Source organism: Paenibacillus tundrae (assembly GCF_036884255.1).
Lineage (GTDB): Bacteria > Bacillota > Bacilli > Paenibacillales > Paenibacillaceae > Paenibacillus.
In genome coordinates, this window is record NZ_CP145605.1 from 1,896,345 (window position 1) to 1,915,830 (window position 19,486).

General features: G+C 45.4%; 11 protein-coding genes and 1 tRNA gene. All 12 read left to right on the forward strand.

Annotated features, from left to right (window positions below; genetic code table 11):
* Positions 1-285: 285 nt before the first annotated feature.
* The 12 genes from V6W81_RS08475 to zapA all read left to right on the forward strand — a co-directional run bounded on the left by V6W81_RS08475 (position 286) and on the right by zapA (position 19,369).
* The gene (locus V6W81_RS08475; RefSeq protein ID WP_024628323.1) at positions 286-702 is read left to right on the forward strand and encodes a hypothetical protein; all 417 of its coding nucleotides are present in this window, start codon (positions 286-288) and stop codon (positions 700-702) included.
* Between the two features lie 647 nt (positions 703-1,349).
* Positions 1,350-2,453: a PAS domain-containing sensor histidine kinase gene (locus V6W81_RS08480; RefSeq protein WP_145047989.1), complete on the forward strand. Its 1,104-nt coding sequence runs from the start codon at positions 1,350-1,352 to the stop codon at positions 2,451-2,453.
* A gap of 136 nt (positions 2,454-2,589) precedes the next feature.
* Positions 2,590-3,558, forward strand: coding sequence for an AAA family ATPase (locus tag V6W81_RS08485; protein WP_145047988.1), 969 nt, complete (start codon positions 2,590-2,592; stop codon positions 3,556-3,558).
* Positions 3,559-3,560: 2 nt separating this feature from the next.
* Positions 3,561-4,676, forward strand: a complete 1,116-nt coding sequence (locus V6W81_RS08490; RefSeq protein ID WP_338542642.1) for a DUF58 domain-containing protein — start codon at positions 3,561-3,563, stop codon at positions 4,674-4,676.
* Positions 4,673-5,968, forward strand: a complete 1,296-nt coding sequence (locus V6W81_RS08495; protein ID WP_338542643.1) for a hypothetical protein — start codon at positions 4,673-4,675, stop codon at positions 5,966-5,968. The genes V6W81_RS08490 and V6W81_RS08495 overlap by 4 nt, the downstream gene beginning before the upstream one ends.
* A gap of 92 nt (positions 5,969-6,060) precedes the next feature.
* Positions 6,061-7,017, forward strand: a complete 957-nt coding sequence (locus V6W81_RS08500) for an aldolase catalytic domain-containing protein (protein ID WP_056698628.1) — start codon at positions 6,061-6,063, stop codon at positions 7,015-7,017.
* Positions 7,018-7,350: 333 nt separating this feature from the next.
* A complete protein-coding gene (locus V6W81_RS08505; protein ID WP_145047985.1) occupies positions 7,351-9,480 on the forward strand; it encodes a bifunctional diguanylate cyclase/phosphodiesterase in 2,130 nt (709 codons plus the stop codon).
* Between the two features lie 212 nt (positions 9,481-9,692).
* Positions 9,693-9,763, forward strand: a tRNA-Gly gene (locus V6W81_RS08510).
* A 501-nt stretch (positions 9,764-10,264) separates the two neighbouring features.
* Positions 10,265-12,154, forward strand: a complete 1,890-nt coding sequence (gene abc-f, locus V6W81_RS08515) for a ribosomal protection-like ABC-F family protein (RefSeq protein WP_338542644.1) — start codon at positions 10,265-10,267, stop codon at positions 12,152-12,154.
* Between the two features lie 584 nt (positions 12,155-12,738).
* Positions 12,739-13,773, forward strand: coding sequence for a phenylalanine--tRNA ligase subunit alpha (pheS, locus tag V6W81_RS08520; RefSeq protein WP_056698620.1), 1,035 nt, complete (start codon positions 12,739-12,741; stop codon positions 13,771-13,773).
* Positions 13,774-14,055: 282 nt separating this feature from the next.
* A complete protein-coding gene (pheT, locus tag V6W81_RS08525; RefSeq protein WP_338542645.1) occupies positions 14,056-16,509 on the forward strand; it encodes a phenylalanine--tRNA ligase subunit beta in 2,454 nt (817 codons plus the stop codon).
* 139 nt (positions 16,510-16,648) lie between these two features.
* Positions 16,649-19,369 (forward strand): cell division protein ZapA, encoded by a 2,721-nt coding sequence (zapA, locus tag V6W81_RS08530; protein WP_338542646.1) that lies wholly within the window; start codon positions 16,649-16,651, stop codon positions 19,367-19,369.
* Positions 19,370-19,486: the final 117 nt, after the last annotated feature.

Below are 19,486 nucleotides of genomic sequence, written 5' to 3' on the forward strand. Positions count from 1 at the left end.
CCCGGATCGAAAAAGGAGTTGTCCAAAGATGTTTAGATTCGCATGGAAACGTGTTAATGATGTATTATAAGAATGATAGTATTTTATCCTCGTGAAAGAGGAATTGAAGGGCATAAAGGCGAATAGGGTATGGAAACCCGGTAAATTATCCGGTATGATTGCTCTCATATAATGAAGCATATGAAATCCGTTGGAACTATTCCCTTTTCGGTAAGTGCTACAGGTGTACGGGATGTGATTTTCACACTATTGAATCCCGACACGTAATAAGGAGGGTGAACAAAAATGAGTTACTGTTGTGGGGCAAGTATGGTGGGAACAAAGGGCACGCTGAAGCATTACCGCACCCAGGTTCATAATGTTCCCCTGCTGTTTTGTCCGGTATGCCACCGGGTCGAGGTACATTACAAAGTCGAAAATGAATATGAAATTCTTGCTGAGTATGCACATGGAGATGGTGCTTCAGAGATTGATTTTCAAGACTATGTCACAGAAGACGAAGATGCTATCTTTGAAAATTGTGTAAACCGCGAAAGCGAAGATGCCATGGTCATTGTGCAACGCCAGATTGATATGTCGCTCGATCTGCTTCGACTTGCGAAGGAAATGAAGGATGAGAAATGGGAAAGTGAGCTCAAGCGTCGATTAGCCGTGATGAGTCAGCGCAGACTCAAAATCCAGCATAATAAAAGTGGCTTATAAATCTTTTTGACGCATATGCTATCGCCTGAAATCCATGACATGTTGAATCAGATTGATACCGAGAAGCCGCTGCGAATCCAATATGAGATTTCTCGAACGACGTCTATAAGAAATATAAGAAAAAAGTCTATCGTCGTACCTTCACAGAAGACTGACGGCAATAGTTGTAGTTTTTCTAGCGATAATTGAATGGTTCAGCTCCGCTGAAAACTTATACATTCTTTTTATCTTAAAATAAACGAAGCTTTTTCGCTATGCTTGCGAATCAGCTTCGTTTTTGTGTATTCAAACGTAGCAATTTCGAGGTTTTTCTTAAAAAAATTTCCATTCGACACTTTCTCCGATTGACTCCATTCCATAAACTTGTCTATGATAAAAACAGACTTGCAAAAGAGGCGGAGCAAAAAGTGTTCGTGTATGGGAATAGGACAAGGTCAGAATGGAACATACGTATATCGTTTTCCGGATCGATTGTTGGTTACGGAGATAAACCAGCTTGGGTTCCGGACGCACCATCCATATTTTCGGCTCAGCCCCCTAACGAAAGGGCTCCGGTAAAGAGAATTTAAATCGGCCCTTCCTGTTTCTGTGATGATATGATGTCCGAATGGCAAGTTTATCATTTACGTGAAAAGGAGGAACCTGACGTGATTAGTGAAATTCAGGATACAGTCCCTCAATTAACGAATGGTTTTCCGCCTGTACCCCTGGATAACAACAAATATGAGAATGTCCTGGAGCATTTGGATAGCGGTATTATGTTGTTTGACAGCAATGGTGTGTTGACGTTTATTAACGTACAGATGGCAAAATTGTTGGAGCTCCCGCGGAGCCTGCTTAACGGATGCACCCTCATGCAAATGATGCATCTTCCCCAGATGAGCCGATTCAAGAAAAAGAAAATTTTACGTATTTATCGGGAAACCATATTCCATCGTAAGCGATATCATGAACTAATTGATGAGTATGGCAGGCACTGGTTGGTCACGGTTACCTATGGAGATCAGATGGATGGAGATTTTCTGTTCAGTGTTAAGGATGTATCCGACTACAAACAAATTGAACAGACGGCCTATCAAAATGACAAGCTTGCGATGTTGGGGAGAATTTCTGCATCGATTGCTCATGAGATTCGCAACCCACTGACAGCCATTCGGGGATTCATCCAGCTGCTACGCCCGCACTTGTTGCAATTAGGGAAGGACGAGTACGCCAGAATCATTCTAACTGAAATCGATCGAGCCAACGATATTATCTACGAATTCCTAAATTCCTCCAAACCGTCAGCGCCCCAGAAAACCATCATGTCTGTGGACTCTTTGCTCAAAGAGGTGGTCTTGCTGACTGAAAGTGAAGGCTTAATGAAGGGGTGCGAGATTACCCTGGATGAAGCAGAGTTGCCATTGAATGTTTCGATCGATGTGAAACAGATTAAACAGGTTATTTTAAATATGGTCAAAAATGCAATGGATGCAATTGAAGATGTGGGTGAAGAACATGCTGGCTTAATTCGAATATCCACCAGCACGGAAAATAGATTTGTTCAGATCTCTATCGTGGATAACGGTCATGGAATGGATCACAATACGCTTGTACGTTTGTTCGATCCGTTCTTTACCACAAAAGAAAGCGGCACAGGACTTGGGTTGTCTGTCAGTTATCGCATTATTAAGAATCATGGAGGCACGATCTCTGTGGATAGCAAAAAAGGGGAAGGCACACAATTTAGAATTATGCTCCCCCTTGTGTAACTTCAAAGGCGTAAACAACGAACAGGAATTGGTCAATTAGCCGATTCCTGTTGTTTTTTGTTAAACTAAATAGGGTTATAGTTAAAATGAATGCGAATACATAAATGTAGTTTATGGAAGGAAAGGTGAATTGCGAATGGATATTCAAGGAATGGAGCAGATGAACAAACAACTGTTGAATCATGTGGGCCAGGTGATTGTAGGGAAAGAGAATACGATGGAGCTGGTGTTAACGGCCATTATTGCCTCAGGTCATGTCTTACTTGAAGATGTACCAGGTACAGGTAAAACAATGCTAGCCAAGTCAGTAGCTGCTTCGCTCGATTGTACGTTCCAACGCATCCAGTTCACACCGGATTTGCTACCGTCAGATCTCACAGGTATTCATTTCTTCAACCAGAAAACAGGAGATTTCGAGTTCAGACCAGGTCCACTGTTTGCCAACCTTGTTCTTGCGGATGAGATCAATCGGGCTACGCCGCGAACCCAGTCCAGCTTATTGGAGTGTATGGAGGAAAGGCAGATTAGTATTGATGGTTCCACAAGGCAGCTTGAACACCCGTTTATAGTCATTGCGACGCAAAATCCGATTGATAACCAAGGAACCTTTCCTCTGCCAGAAGCGCAGATGGATCGATTTATGATGAAGATTCGTATGGGCTACCCAACCGAAGGTGAGAGCGTAGAGATTTTGAGACGTACTGTGGCAAGCCGCTCCGTGGCTGATCTATCGAGTATTATCACGCGAGAGCAGCTACTTGAAGCCCAACAGACCTATAAGTCTGTACAGATCGATGAGGATCTGCTGACGTATATCATTCAGCTCACAGAAGAAACTCGCAAGCATCCAGAGCTGTCTCTAGGCGTTAGTCCTCGAGGAGCGCAGGCTCTACTTAAGGCGAGCCAAGCATGGGCTGCTTTGCATGGCAGAGATTACGTTCTACCAGACGATATCAAAGGCTTGGCAGAGCCAGTACTTGCACATCGTTTGGTGTTCCGTAATCGGATGCGCCAGCAGGAAGGAATGGCAGAACGTATCATTCAGGATATTCTGAACAACGTTCAAGTACCGACGGAGAACATGACTGCTGGCAGTGGGCGATAATTATGGATTTGCTATGGTTAGTCGTTGTTGGCGGCATTGTTCTAGGTATACATGGCTTGTGGTTTGGACGCTCTGCATTACGTAAGCTCACGTATTCAAGAGAGTTTAGTAAATCACGCTGTTATGCTGGCGATGAGTTGGAGATGGTAGAGACCATAGCTAATGAGAAGCGTGTGTCTGTACCTTGGCTTCGTCTTGAAGCCATGCTACCAGGATCATTTGTTTTCCGTACCGGTTCAGGTATGGCGATTAGTCAAGGTGAGATCTATCAGAATCATAAGAGTATCTTTACTTTGAAACCGTTTACTCGTATTACACGCAAGCATCCTGTGGTATGCAGTCGCCGTGGGATATATACGATGCAGAGCGTTACAATGACAGGTGGGGATCTTTTTGGGGTATGGCGTACCTCGAAGCTTATTCCCATGCAGCTGTCCATGATTGTGTACCCCTCCTTGATTCGGCCTGAGGATCTACCGGCCATTTATCAAGTATGGCAGGGAGAGGTAGAGGTGTCCCGCTGGATTGTGGAGGATCCTTTTCTGATCCTAGGTGTACGTCCGTATGGTGCCGGTGACCCCATGAATCGAATACACTGGAAAGCTAGTGCGCGTACAGGGGAATTGCAGGTGTATAAGCAGGGCTGGACAGCAGATCCACAATCATGGATTGTAGTCAATATTCAGGAATCCGCAGACATGTGGAGTGTGGTGACTAAGCCCGAGACGATCGAACAAGCTCTTCGTTATGCTGCAACTGCAGTTGTGGATGCCATTGAGCGTGGCCTACCAGCGGGTTTTGCCCATAATGGTTATCGAATAGGCGGCGGACATGAGCCATTAAGGATCGAACCAGACTATGGTACCCCTCATTTGGAGTTACTGTTGGAAGCAATGGCGGAGATCGAATTGAAATGTATGGTGCCCATGGAGCAGTTCTTACGCGATGAGGTGTTACGTAATGAAGAAGCGCATCAGGCGAGAAGTTATCTATTGATTACAACATATGTGTCTCCAGCCATGGAGAATGAAATTGCACGTTTGCATGAACAAGGACATCGTGTAACTATTCTTCCCGTAGAGCAAGTGACAACGAGTAACAAGGCGGTGAGTGCATGAATGATTCCATCTCATCGAAGGTTAAGTTAGGGCTTTCGTGTATTGCGGCTCTGTTAATCGGTACCTACATCTATCCCATCTTAACACTCACCTCACTTTACGCGTCGGGATCGTTACCTTATACGCTATTGTTCTACTATATTATTACTGCAGGATTAGCGGTACTCGTTCAGCAGCGGTTTCCACGCTTGGGGAGTCATGCATTCTACCGTTCGGGCGTAGCTATTGTACTAGGTGCAGTTGTATTTCTAATAACTAACCTTACGTTATCTCTCCCATGGCTTGAACTATACACAGTTGGCGTGTGGGGGATAATCTCTGCTTATATCGGACTTACCTCAGGTCCCTATCTCCGTTCGACCGCAACGTTGAGATTGCAGCTTGTGGGGGTGTCTAGTTCCATTCTGCTTAGTGTGGCTTCGAGTTGGGGTGAACCATTTCATTTGTTGCAGCCGTATGTGACAAGTCTATATGTATCAGGCGTAATTTGCTTCGCCGGTTGGATGATAACCTTGTATAGTTCACAAATGGATCGAGCCATACTAAATGATAGCAATAGAAGATTGGTTCTACGGGAGTTTGCGCGAGCTAATCGTCAGCGATTAATGTGGATTTTAATTACAATCGGGCTTATTGGAGCATTTCCCAGCCTTGCTGCCTGGTTAGGTCCTTTGCGTGATCGCTTGCTGGCCTGGATAAGAGGGTTATTGAACACTTCTGGGCAGGAAACACCTATACCGCCAGCGGAGCCCATGAATACACCCATGTTGCCTGAACAAACGACAGAAGGAAACTCAGAGCCCTCTATACTGTGGGATATTCTTGGCTGGGTGGTTCTCATTGCCGTGATCTTGGTCATTCTATGGTTTACGATGAGATGGGGGCAAGGCGCACTGCACAGACTTATGGAGCGTTTGAAAGGCATGATGAATTCCAAAGACAAGAAGATGACTCCACCAACGGAATATATGGATATTAGTGAGACCCTTGCAGCTCCGACTAGAGTTCGAAAGCCTTGGTTCCGCAAGAAAGAGCCTCTCCCCACGCAGGACAGAGATCGAATTCGTTTTTACTATCGAAAATGGATTAACAGCGCTGCGCGTAGTGGGGTTCATATTGAAGGTTCACAGACACCTTTAGAAACAGGTGAGATTGTTCAACGAGAGGGATCGAAACAAGGGGATAAAAGGTTATCTACAATATTGCCGGATGCGTATAATGCTGTCCGTTATGGAAAGAAAGCGCCGGATACTGATAAAATGAACGAATTGGATCAAATATGGAAGTCCTAGTTACAGAATAGCGCGTTTATCCCTTTACTTTTCTTGTCACGTTCAAGTATCATGAGAGGAATACACAAGTTGGTCAGAAAAGGAGCAGACAAATGAAGACAAATCATTGCAAAATTGTAGATTGTACGATCCGGGATGGCGGGTTGGTTAATAACTGGGACTTTAGCGTGGATTTTGTTCAACAGCTCTATGCTGGATTGAATGAAGCCGGCGTTGATTATATGGAAATTGGATATAAAAACTCTCCTAAACTGCTGAAGGGTGCCGAAGATGCAGGCCCTTGGCGTTTTCTGAATGATGACTTCCTACGTAAGGTTATTCCGCAAAAAGGGAACACCAAACTGTCTGCACTCGTAGACGTTGGCCGTGTGGACGAAAATGACATTTTGCCACGCAGCGAAAGCATGCTTGATCTGATCCGTGTGGCTTGCTACAGCAAAGATGTGGACAAGGCGCTTGCGCTGGTTCAAACGTTCCATGATCGTGGTTACGAAACGACACTTAACATTATGGCGCTGTCCAATGTTATGGAAAATGAACTGCTGGAAGCATTCGAAATGATCAAAGACAGCTCTGTAGACGTTGTTTACATTGTAGACTCCTACGGTAGCTTGGATCATAATGACGTGAAGTACCTTGTAGAGAAATTCAAAACACACCTTCCAAACAAACGTCTTGGCGTGCACACTCACAATAACATGCAGCTTGCATTCTCCAATTCACTTGTAGCGGCAGAGCTTGGTGTGGAATTGTTGGATGCTTCAGTGTACGGTATGGGTCGTGCTGCAGGGAACTGTCCAACGGAATTGCTGGTTGCTCACCTGAAGGGAACTAAATACAACTTGCGTCCTGTACTGGGTGTATTGGAGCAATTGATGGTACCTCTTCGTGAAAAAGAAGAATGGGGCTACATCTTGCCATACATGATTACAGGCACATTGGACGAGCATCCTCGCTCTGCAATGGCACTTCGGTCTTCCGAGGATAAAGATAAGGTTGTTGATTTCTATGACAAACTGACAACACCAGAAGTGAATTTTGATAAGTAAGCATAAACATGCATAAATGCATAAAAAACAGTCCAATGGACTGTTGCTAAACCAACTAAAACACGTTCTCTCTATGGAGAACGTGTTTTTTTAGTTCTAAGTACCTTGTTTCTCGATGAGTCATGAATAATTATTCCTATATACGATTATTTTTTTGTTCACGTCTGCGGATATAAATGTTATTATGTACCAGACAGCATGTTGAAGCATGTAATTTGAACGTTGGTAAAATAAATAAATGTCGAATGATGTAACTTTTGAAAATTTCAGAAAGATCATCACGGATGAGGAAACGTTATTCAGGATAGGTGACCCCGGGAAGGAAAAGTATGCATGAAGGTTAAACTGCAAGATCAGAGAAAAGTAGTCATTTTGGCCCTAGTATGTGGCTTATTGCTTTACATTGTTAGTCAATGGTTTCGTTCCTCTACAAGCTCTGATCTGATCATATCAGGTTATCCGGTTTTAATGCTTTTGAGTGGTTTTGCTGCAGCGGCAGCATGTATTGGGATTTACAATCAAAGCCTCTTGTTCCAAACGCCCAAATTAACCCTACGCAGGGTTTTACTGACCACCTTATTTTTGTTAGTGGGTCTGTTTCAACTGGTTCATATCGTTCTATTTGCCGAAGAAATTCCGAATGGTGCGATGATTGAATCGGAGCTTTCGTTGAAAATGATGACACTGGGATCAGTAATCTGTGCGGTAGGATTATTGTTCATTTATACAGTGAGCGAAAAGGAAATTGCATTACCACGCAAATTCTTGCTGTTTAGTGGAACACTTGGTGGATTTGTTATTCTGTACACTTTGGGAATTCAAAATTGGAGCGGATTACCTAAACTGCTTGAAGAAGATGTGCTCAGCTATACATTTACGCAGTTTCACTTTTTGGTAGGCGTCTTATATGGCGTATCCGCCATCGTTTTATTTTATAAGTGGAAGAAAAATAAAGATGGAGACCTTCCTTACATTCTGTATGGAACGCTGAGTTTTTTATTTGCCGAATGTTACTGGGTCTCTGCAACAATGGTTAATGATATCAACCTGTTAATGGGTTTGTTGAGTAATTGTATTGGGTACTATTTCATTCAAAAAGGGTTATACACCTCTGTGGTCGATACACCGTTCCTCAAACAGCAGGCTGCTGAAGCGCGGATGAATTACATTGCCCATCATGAAGATGTGACTGGACTTCCTAACCGCCGCCGTCTCTCTCAGAGACTGAAAGCGATGATGGACGAAGCGGTAGTCCAGGAACAGCTTGTAGGGGTATTGGTGCTTAATATCAATCGCTTCAAAACCATTAATGACTCACTTGGTCAACAGGCAGCCAATCGAGTTCTACATCAGGTAGGACAACGTTTGAAGCATTCCTCTCTGCCTTGTGAAGAAGTATTTGGTCTAGGAAGAGACGAATTCGTCATTGCTATGACGGATTTCTATACAACGGATACGGCTTTGCGCCGTACAAGATCCATTTTGCAACTATTCGAAAAACCGGTCATGGTTGATGGCAATGAATATCATCTTACATTAGGGATTGGTATGGCTATCTTCCCTCATGACGGTGAGTCACCTGAGGAGATCATCCAGAATGCAGACACGGCGCTGCATAATGCGAAGGAACAGGGGCTGGAGTTGAATCGTTATGCTCATGCCATGCAGATGAAGGCTCAAGAGCGTCTTCAACTGGAGAATGACCTGCGTAAAGCGTTAGATCGTGGACAGTTCTATCTGATGTATCAACCACAAGTAAACCTTGCGAGTGGACTTGTTGTAGGTATGGAAGCACTAGTACGCTGGCAGCACCCGCAGAGGGGATCGATATCCCCTGCAGAATTTATTCCACTGGCGGAAGAGAGCGGATTAATTGTTCCGTTGGGTGAATGGGTGCTACGTCAGGCATGTAAGCAAAATAAAATCTGGCAAGAAGCGGGCTATCGTAAATTATGTGTATCCGTGAACCTGTCGATGAGACAGTTTAGACATTCCCATCTGCTGGACAATATTAGTGGAATACTTAATGAAACGGGTCTGGAGCCAGCGTGGCTTGAACTTGAAATTACGGAAAGTATGACATTCGATAAAGATCGTGCGTTTGAGCAGTTACGCAAAATTAAAGAGATCGGTGTTCATATCAGTATTGATGACTTTGGCACAGGATATAGCTCTCTTCACTATCTGAAGGACTTGCCGATTGACCGACTCAAAATCGATCGTTCTTTCGTGAACGAAGTGATGGAGGATCGCAACAATGCAGCGATTGTATCCACAATTACATCGATGGCGCACCATCTACAGTTGAAGGTTACAGCTGAAGGCGTAGAGAATGAGGATCAGCTCGTATTTCTACGTGATCAGCATTGTCATGAAGCACAGGGATACTTTTTCAGCAAACCGATCTTGCCATCGGATTTCGAGACGAAGTTTCTACGAGATGTTGATAAACCAGCAGGATAAAACAAAGAGAAGACAGGAGCGTTCAAGCGCTTCTGTCTTTTTTTTGGATGTTAATTATTCGTTGAATGGAAATAAAAGTTGCACATCATCGTAGCTCATGTTATAATATTATTGTAAAATTAATGTTAACTGCTTAACGCATGTAAGGATATTTTCCTTAGTTCGTTTATGCGACTGATATATCATCAGAACATTGGTTTGAAACTGATCATGCGGGTGTAGTTCAATGGTAGAACTTTAGCCTTCCAAGCTAATAGCGTGGGTTCGATTCCCATCACCCGCTTAACGGTATGCTTAAATCCTTTGCTGTATACAGCAAGGGGTTTTTTGCGTGTTCAGTTCCGATTAGGATCTGTAGAATGATCTCGATGCTACCTTTGCTTTTTTACCAACATCTGTTACAATAACAGAGAAATTGATACTACACGTGAATGAGAGGTAACCATACGTCCCATGAAGTAAGACACATGAACTGAACCCAAGTTAACTGCAGACGTTTATTGATGACGCAGTCAGCCAGTCCGGCTGAGCAATGAGGGGATCCGTGTGTCCAAATTCAGCAATGGGATCAAGTGTAGAGCGAGTAGGCTAGATGGCCATACCCGATGTTTGGGTTTATTTGCTTATACTTGGGGATATCTTTTGCCTGTTTTGTGATGCTTTTTTCAATCCTGAATTGCCCAACCGCCGGCTGATGCCAGCGGTTTTTTTGTTAGGAAATAAGGGGTTGAATTTCCTGCAATGACCGCACAACCTATTTTGGAAGCGGGAAGGATGAGGCCTCATGATGACATTGGTGCGCTTACATGAAGTATCTAAGGAATGGAACGGAATAGAATTATTTACAGGATTGCAGCTAGAAATTAATGAAGGGGAGAGACTGGCGATTCTGGGATCCAACGGTTGTGGCAAAACGACTTTGCTGCGCATGATTCTAGGGGAAGAAGAGGGCGGAGGAAGGATCGAGCGTGCTTTGCCACAGCAGAACTGGGGATTTATGCGTCAACGCTCTCAGATCGAACCTGGGATGAAGGTGCTGGATGCAGTTCGTCAGGAGAGTGGGCAAATTTACGAGGTCAAGCGTAAGCTCATAGAACTGGAAGGACATTTAAGTGCGTGCGGTGCCGGAGAAGAGCAACAATGGATGGAAGCCTACACGGTAGCAATGGAAGAATACGAGCAATTGAACGGTTATATGTGGGAGACTGAGGTTGAGAAGGTATTGACGCGGCTTGGATTAACGTCTGAGCATTGGAGCAGACCCTATGATTCTTTGAGTGGCGGACAAAAAACAAAAGCTAGGCTTGCTGGATTATTGGTCAGTAAACCGAAGTTTCTCATTCTGGATGAGCCAACGAACCATTTGGACGAAGAAAGCATGCGCTGGTTAGAGGGCTGGCTATCCGCTTATACAGGCACACTCTTGTTTGTGTCACATGACCGAACGTTTATTGATGAAGTGGCAACAGGGGTCATTGAGTTTAGCTCAGACAAACTCGTCAAGTACAAGGGTGGGTACACCGCATACAAAGGTCACAAAGAACGGGAATTACGGGAACAGGAGGCTCTGTATCGTAAACAAGAATTAGAGAAGAAGGCATTAGAAGAGACAATTCGTAACTACCAGCAGTGGTTTCATAAAGCGCATAATTCAGCAACCGACGTTGAGGTCAAAATCACCCAGAGCTTTTACAAAGCCAAGGCAAACAAGAACATCTCTCGTTACCATGCCAAGCAAAAGCAGCTTGAACGGTTGGAGAACGAGCGCGTGGATAAGCCACGAGAGGCTACTCGGTTAAACATGGAACTAAATATGAAGTCTCTCGGTGCACGCCAGCTCCTAAGATTGAATCAGGTTGAGTTTGCTTATCCTGGGGAGAATCCTCTATTTCATGGATTGAACGTTGCAGTAGAGCGAGGGGATCGTCTGGCTGTACGTGGCCTCAATGGTACGGGGAAGACGACATTGCTTAAACTGATGATTGGAGAGCTTGAGCCTGTACAAGGGGATGTGACAAGGAATCCCGGGCTGAAGATCGGTTACTTTTCACAAGAACTCGAAGGACTTCCAGAAGAGCAGACATTGCTGGACAGCTTGCTTAGTCTGCCTTCCATGACACAGAGTGCGGCACGTACGATTTTGGGATGTTTCCTCTTTTCTAGAGAAGATGTATTCAAGCGAATTGGGGATTTGAGTATGGGAGAGAAGTGTAGAGTGGCTTTCTTGCGGCTGTATTTCGGAGGAGCGAACCTGCTTGTGCTAGACGAACCAACCAACTATCTCGACATTGATACCCAGGAAGTTATGGAAAATGTATTAAAACAGGCTTCCGGTGCATTTGTTTTAGTCTCACATGATCGAATGTTAACCAAAGAGCTTGCCAATCGGTTGCTTGACCTCAAATCAGATGGTACGGCGATTTACTTCGAAGGTGGGGTAGAAGACTGGGAACAATCTCATGTTCTAAGAGAATCGGCATTACAGAACAGAGATTCTGATGATGAACGATTGCGTCTGGAGATGCGACTGTCTGAGTTGTTATCTCCAATGAATCGTGCCACAAGAGATAGCGAGGATCAGACGAAGCTAGAACCGGAAGAGGAACGAGCGAAGGAAGCTGCGGAAATTCAGCGTATTAAGCAGCGGCTGGGGCAACTGCATCAATCAAATTGAGCTGTATTGTGTGAAACCGCAAGATGTTATCCTTCAAGTTTTCCTGACTAAAGGGTGAAGAATCTAGGTATAACAGCGACCTTTAAACTTGTTCCGTTGTCAGAATGGTAAGCCCATATCGTCCCATATTCGACTGATATCGAAGTATAACGGTTGCTATTTCATTCGATATTGAATATAATAATGAACGATCATCAACAGCTTGCCTCGAAGAGAGGCTGTACGTACTTGAAGGTTGTTGATATAGGTTTTTCTAACATGTAAACGCAATGATGGAGATAAGTAAGTAGTGCCTCTGTACAGGGAGGAAGCGCCGTAGATTGAGAGCGTTTCTGTAGAACAAGGCTGCCGAAATTCACTCCGAAGCGGTTCCCTGAACTTGATGATGCACGTTGTGCTGCGACAGTAGGGGTAAACGGTTAACGGTCGTTATTCCGTACAAAGTGAGACAGACGTATTGCAGGCCAGTAGCTTCAAGCAATATCGTTGTCTAACAAGGGTGGTACCACGGTCTTTTCGTCCCTTTTGGGGAGAAAAGGCCTTTTTTTGTTGCAAATTACACTATAAAAAGGGGGCATTTACACATGAAAGAACGTTTAGAGGCATTGAAGATCGAAGCGTTGGAACAGTTGTCTGGCGTGAACGATCCACAGACGCTGGGTGATCTGCGTGTAAAGTATTTAGGTAAAAAAGGTGCATTGACTGAGATTTTGCGCGGTATGGGTGCATTAAGTGCAGAGGAACGTCCAGTCATTGGGCAGGTTGCGAATGATGTACGTAGTGCGATTGAGGAAGTCATCGACAGCAAGCAAATTCAGTTCCAGAAGGAAGAGACAGCGAAACGTCTGCAATCAGAGAAAATTGATGTCACTCTTCCAGGACGTCGCGGACGCCAGGGTGGATTACACCCTCTGACTAAAGTGGTGCAGGAGATTGAAGATATTTTCATCGGAATGGGTTACCGTGTAGCAGAAGGGCCAGAGGTAGAGATGGACTACTACAACTTCGAGGCTCTGAATCTGCCTAAGAATCACCCAGCACGTGATATGCAAGACTCCTTCTACGTTACAGAAGACTTGCTGATGCGTACTCATACATCGCCTGTTCAGGTGCGTACGATGCAGAGCATGAAGGGTGAGGTTCCTGTCAAAGTCATCTGCCCAGGTAAGGTTTACCGCCGAGATGATGATGATGCAACGCATTCCTTCCAATTCAATCAAGTCGAAGGTCTCGTAATTAGCGAGAACATTCGGATGAGCGATCTGAAGGGAACGCTGCTGCAATTCGTACGTGAAATGTTCGGTGCTCACACTGAAATTCGTCTGCGCCCAAGCTTCTTCCCATTCACTGAGCCAAGTGCTGAGGTAGATGTAACGTGTGTACAATGCGGCGGCAGCGGCTGTCGTGTATGTAAACAAACAGGATGGCTTGAAATTCTTGGCGGTGGTATGGTTCACCCGAAAGTGTTAGAAATGGGTGGTTACGATCCTGAGAAGTATAGTGGATTCGCGTTCGGTATGGGTGTTGAGCGTATTGCCATGCTGAAGTATGGCATCGACGATATCCGTCATTTCTATAACAGTGATATGGCATTCCTCAAGCAATTCGGACGGCTATAACCTTAAAGTGCATGTTCAAAAAGGAAGGTTTTCAGTACCGAGAAGATGGGATGAAGCTAGAAATGGAGTAGCGGAGCGTAGGAAGAGCTACGTGAGCAACGGACATTTCGGCTGAATTCCATATTCGATGCTGAGATGCCGTCAGGCATTCTTCGTAATCAAAAGCGGACTCTTTGAACAACCTCTTAAAAGTATATGCAGCATATGAAGAATTCAATAAAGATAGGCGTACCGAGCATTGAGCGCCAAACACTAATTTATAGATAAAGGAAGTGAACGTCCATGAGAGTATCGACAGATTGGCTGTCTGATTATATTTCCCTAGAAGGTGCGACGCCACAGGAATTGGCGGAGAAGATCACCCGGGCGGGTATTGAGATTGATGTAGTAGAGAACCGGAATCAGGGCGTAAATAAAGTGGTTGTCGGTTACGTAAAGAGCAAGGAAAAGCATCCGGATGCGGACAAATTAAACGTATGTATTATTGATGCAGGACAAGAAGAAGAGCTACAGATCGTATGCGGCGCGAAAAATGTGGATGCAGGCCAAAAGGTTGCTGTAGCTCTTGTTGGCGCGAAGCTTCCTGGTGGGTTTGATATCAAAAAGGCGAAGCTGCGCGGCGTAGTTTCCCTTGGTATGATCTGCTCCGCAAAAGAGCTGGGCATGAACGACAAGCTGCTTCCTAAGGATCAGCAGGAAGGTATTCTCGTGTTACCAGAGCAAACGGAAATCGGAACACCAATCAGCCAGGTACTTGGATTGGATGATCATGTGCTTGAATTGGATCTGACCCCGAACCGTTCTGATTGTCTGAGTATGCGTGGTGCAGCTTATGAAGTAGGCGCGATTCTGGGACGTGAAGTAAACTTACCAGATCCGAAGCAACAGCTCGTTGAGATTAGCGATGCTGCTGCGAATCATATCTCCGTTGAAATTACAGCTACAGAGCAATGCGCTCATTACGCGGCTCGTTATATTACAGGCATTAAGCTCGGTGCTTCCCCGCTCTGGATGCAGAACCGACTGATGGCAGCGGGTGTTCGACCAATAAACAATATCGTTGATATCACGAACTACGTCATGCTGGAATATGGTCAACCGTTGCACGCCTTCGATGCGGATAAGCTGGAGAAGGGTCATATTGACGTGCGGATGGCGAAGGAAGGCGAAAGCATCGTAACGCTTGATGGTCAAGAGCGTAAGCTTGAGCCACATATGTTGATCATTACGGATGGTGTGAAACCAGTAGCCATTGCTGGGGTAATGGGTGGCGAGAATTCCGAAGTGTCGGAAGGAACGGTTAATCTGTTGCTGGAGTCCGCTAAGTTCGACGGCGGATCAGTTCGGAAAACGTCGCGCCAACTAGGGCTGCGTTCCGAAGCAAGCATGCGTTTTGAAAAAGAAGTTGATCCAGGTGCAGTAATTACAGCCCTAGACCGTGCTGCTGAGCTAATCCAGCGTTATGCTGAAGGTGAGGTTCATCAAGGTACGGTAGAAGCTGGTGCAGTTGCAGCAGAGAAACGGATCGTACAATTGTCTCTCGATAGACTTAATCGTTATCTGGGAACAGATCTGTCCTTGCTTGAAGTTAAAACGATCTTTGCTCGGCTACATTTCGCTTGTGGCGACGCTGAACAGGGTTTACTTGATGTTGAGGTCCCATCGCGTAGAGGGGACATCACACTAGATGTTGACTTGTTCGAGGAAGTTGCTCGTCTGTATGGATATGACAATATTCCTACGACACTTATTGAAGGACCAACGACACCAGGTGCATACACTCGTTCGCAAGCAATGCGCCGCACTATTCGTGGCGTGCTTGCAGGTAGCGGCTGGCAGGAAATGATCAGTTATTCCTTCGTACACCCAGATAAAACGTCGCTATTCCCTGCACTTACTGGTGACAGTAAGTATGTGAAGCTGGCGATGCCGATGAGTGAAGACCGTAGCGTGCTTCGCACAAGCATTTTGCCCCAGATGCTGGATGCAACAGTATACAATATGAATCGGAAACAGGATTCACTTGCAGTCTTTGAAGTTGGCAGTGTGTTCTTCACTGAAGAAGAGCAGTTGACTAAGCAGCCTCATGAAATTCCAGTTCTTAGCTTGTTGATCACTGGAAATCGTGCAGCCACACAGTGGAATGTAGGCGCAGAGAAAGTGGACTTCTTCGACTTGAAAGGTGCACTTGAGAACCTGTTTGCTTACCTCGGTCTAGAGCAACACATTCGCTTGGTAGCGAACAGCCCTGAAGGATTCCACCCAGGCCGTTCTGCTTCAGTATACTTGGATGGAAAAAATGGAGAAGAAGGCAAGCTGATCGGTACGATGGGTCAATTGCATCCAGAACTGCAACAACAATATGATCTGAATGATGTATATATCGCTGAGATCAGACTTGAAGCTATCTACAGTGAAGCTGATGCGGATATCCGTTATCGTGAGCTTCCTCGCTTCCCGGCAGTGGAGCGTGACATTGCTGTTGTAGTAAACAAAGATATTGAAGCCGGTGACATGATAAAAGCCATTCGTGAATCAGCGGGTGAGCTGCTACAGACGGTACAGGTATTCGATGTGTTCACAGGCAGCAAGCTGGGTGAAGATAAGAAGAGTGTAGCCATGGCACTGGTCTATCGCAATCGTGAGCGCACGCTTACTGATGAGGAAATTACCGAGGTACACGCTCGCGTCGTTGCTCGTCTTGAGGAGCAATTTGCAGCTGAATTGCGTAAATAGAACAGAAGTCAATTTTTTGAACAAAGATTAGCAGGAATTGCTTGAAGTCACATCGAATCCTTAGCATATAGAGGATCGATGTGACTTTTTTGGTTATACAGCTTAGAATCAACATACAGACTTGAAGGAGGGCACAACTGTGACTACACCTGATCGTACACGCGTCACCGTAGATATCTACGGGACTTCCTATAAACTGGTTGGCAGCAGTGCCGACTATATGAAACAAGTAGCTAATTTGGTGGACGAGCGTATGAACGCTATTTCCAAACATCACTCTCGCTTAGATACACCGCGCATTGCGGTGTTAGCAGCAGTACATATGGCTGAGCAATCTCTTCAGACCCAGGAAATCCGGAATGAATTGAAAATGCTAACAGGTGAACGTACTGAACTTCGAAATGAAGTTAATCGTTTGAGCAAGATACAGAGCGAACATCAACAGGAGCTGGATCGCCGTGATCAAGCATTGGCTGAAGCGACCAAACTCAAAACTGAGGCTGAACAGGCCATGGCAAAGCTACGTGAGGAACAACAGGCTGAAATAGCCAAATTGAATTCCACTCTGGAGAATGAGCGCGCACAAGCAGCGGCGAAAGAGCAGAAACTCCAAGCTCAAACATCAGCGCAATTGAAAGAGAAGGAAGAGAAGACGTTAGCTCGCCTGAAAGAAGCGGAAGACAAGGCAGCGAGTCAGCTTAAGGCTGTTCAGGCACAGGCTGCAACTCAACTGAAAGAGGCACAGGCAAGTGCCAGAACACAATTAGAGCAAGCCGAAGCTAAAGCAGCTGCCCAATATAAGGAACTGCAAAATAAAGTGGCTGCTCAACTAAAAGAAGCAGAGAGCCGGGCTGTTGCTGAACGACAGCAGCTAGAAGTGCAGGCAGCGCAGCAAGTTCAGGCTGCCAAAGAACAAGCAGAAGCTGCGATCTTGTCAGAATTAGAGCAAGCGGAAACTCAGTTGCAACAAGCGAAGGAAGAAGCAGAACTGAAGTACAACGCGTTGAAGTCTGAATTGGAGCAACGTATCCAGGAAGCAGAACAATCTGCTACAGATCAGGCACTACAGCTTACTGAGAAGGCGAAGCAAGATCGGATGTTGTTGGAGCAACAGGCTGACGAGAAGCGTCTTGCAGAGATTGAGGAGCTGCGGGCTTCGTTCCAAGAGTCATCGGAACAGGCTGAATTGGAATGGATGGAGAAAGAGGCGGCTTACGAAGAGCAGCTGCAGCAAGAGAAGCAAGCTGCGACAGCTGAACTTGCGGCGGCTCGTGCAACTGCCGAGTCTAGATTACATGAAGAACAAGAGAAGCTACATCAGCAGTTGGAAGCTGAACGTGAACTCGCTGAATCTCGTCTGAAGGACGTGGGCACACAGCTTAGTAATGTGGCAGAGCAACTCAAACAAGCTCAAGAAGTCGTCGTGGATCAAGAACAACAACTTCACAGTGAGCGAGAGCAACTACGAACTTTACGCGAGGAACAAGAAGTGCGTAAACAGCAACAAGAAACACACACACGGCGTATTACGGAGCTTGAGCATCAGCTTGAGCAGTTGAAGAACGATCGTACCGAGCTTCAGGAACAGTTGCGTGAAACAGAATCGCTTCTACAACAAACTCTTGAAACCGAACAACAATGGAAAGAACAATACAACGAAACGATTGAGCGTGAATCTTCCCTTACAGCACAGCTTCGCAAAGTTCAGGAACAACAGGGCACGTTGGAACAGGAGATTCAGAAGCTTCGTGAATCCGAAGCGAAGTCGGAAGATGAGCAGCGCAGACTGCAAAAAGTGCTGGAGCAGGCTCATGCGGCTGTACGTACATTGCAGCATGAGATTAGCACATTGACGCAGAATGAACAGTCATGGAAAGACCTTGCTGAGCAGCGTCGACTCGAAATGGAAGAGTTGGAAACGCAGGTTCTTGAAGCTGTTGAACAGAATGAGACGCTGGAAGCAGGTGTTCAGTCTCTACATGATGAGTTATCTGTCGTGAAGGATGAAGCAGAGCGTCATAAAGCAGCAGCAGAACGTTTCCAAAGCCAAGCTGGTGAATGGGAACAAGAGCGTCTTCAGCTTGATCGCGAGATGGGTGAACTTCGAGAGGAACTGAATAAGCTGCAAGAGAGTTATAAGCAGATCCGCCATGATTATGGAGATGCTCTCCAGCGCGAAGAGGACTACACTCGCAAGCTTGATGAGTTGGCTGTGGATAAGGATACGCTTGAGAAGCAGCTGTCTGCGACTCGCAATGAAGTACAGCAGTTATCTACACGAATAGATGAGCAGGCAAGTTTACTTGCGCAGACGGAGGAAGAAGCATTGGAATGGCAGATCAAGCACGAAGAGCTAACTGCCAAACAATCAGACCTGTCTTCCCGTTTACAGGCGCTAACCGATAGAGAAGAGCAACTTCAAGAGCAACTTCGTTCAAAAGCTGCAGAGTCGGAGCAAAATGATCAAGTTTGGCAGCGACGTGCCGACGAGTGGGCAGCACAGGAGCAATCCTGGCAAGAACGCTGGACTGCATTGGAGAATGAGATGAATGTCTGGCAGAAAGAAAGTGCTGCAAGTGCTGAGAAGGTTGAAGAGCTAGAACAAGAGCGTCAGCAATTAGATCAGCTACGTGCAGAGGCTACCTCTGAGAAACAAGCTCTGGAGCATGAACTGCTTGAGATCAGTGACCGTTATGAGCTTGCTGCGAATCAGCTTCGCTTGTTACAAGTCGAACGTGAAATGGAGCAAGAGAAGGCGGAGCAACTGAACACGGAGCATCGACAGTTGAAAGATGAATATACGAAGTTACAGACGGAGTATAACGAATGGATTGAATTGATTGAACAGGATCAGAATTAATCTCTGTGGATTTGGATATCATCCTGGCATTGAATTCTTATAGTGCATGCTCAAAAGCGGGCTTTTTGAACAACCTATTGTACAATTTGTTATAATGAAAGAAAGAGCTCCCAATGT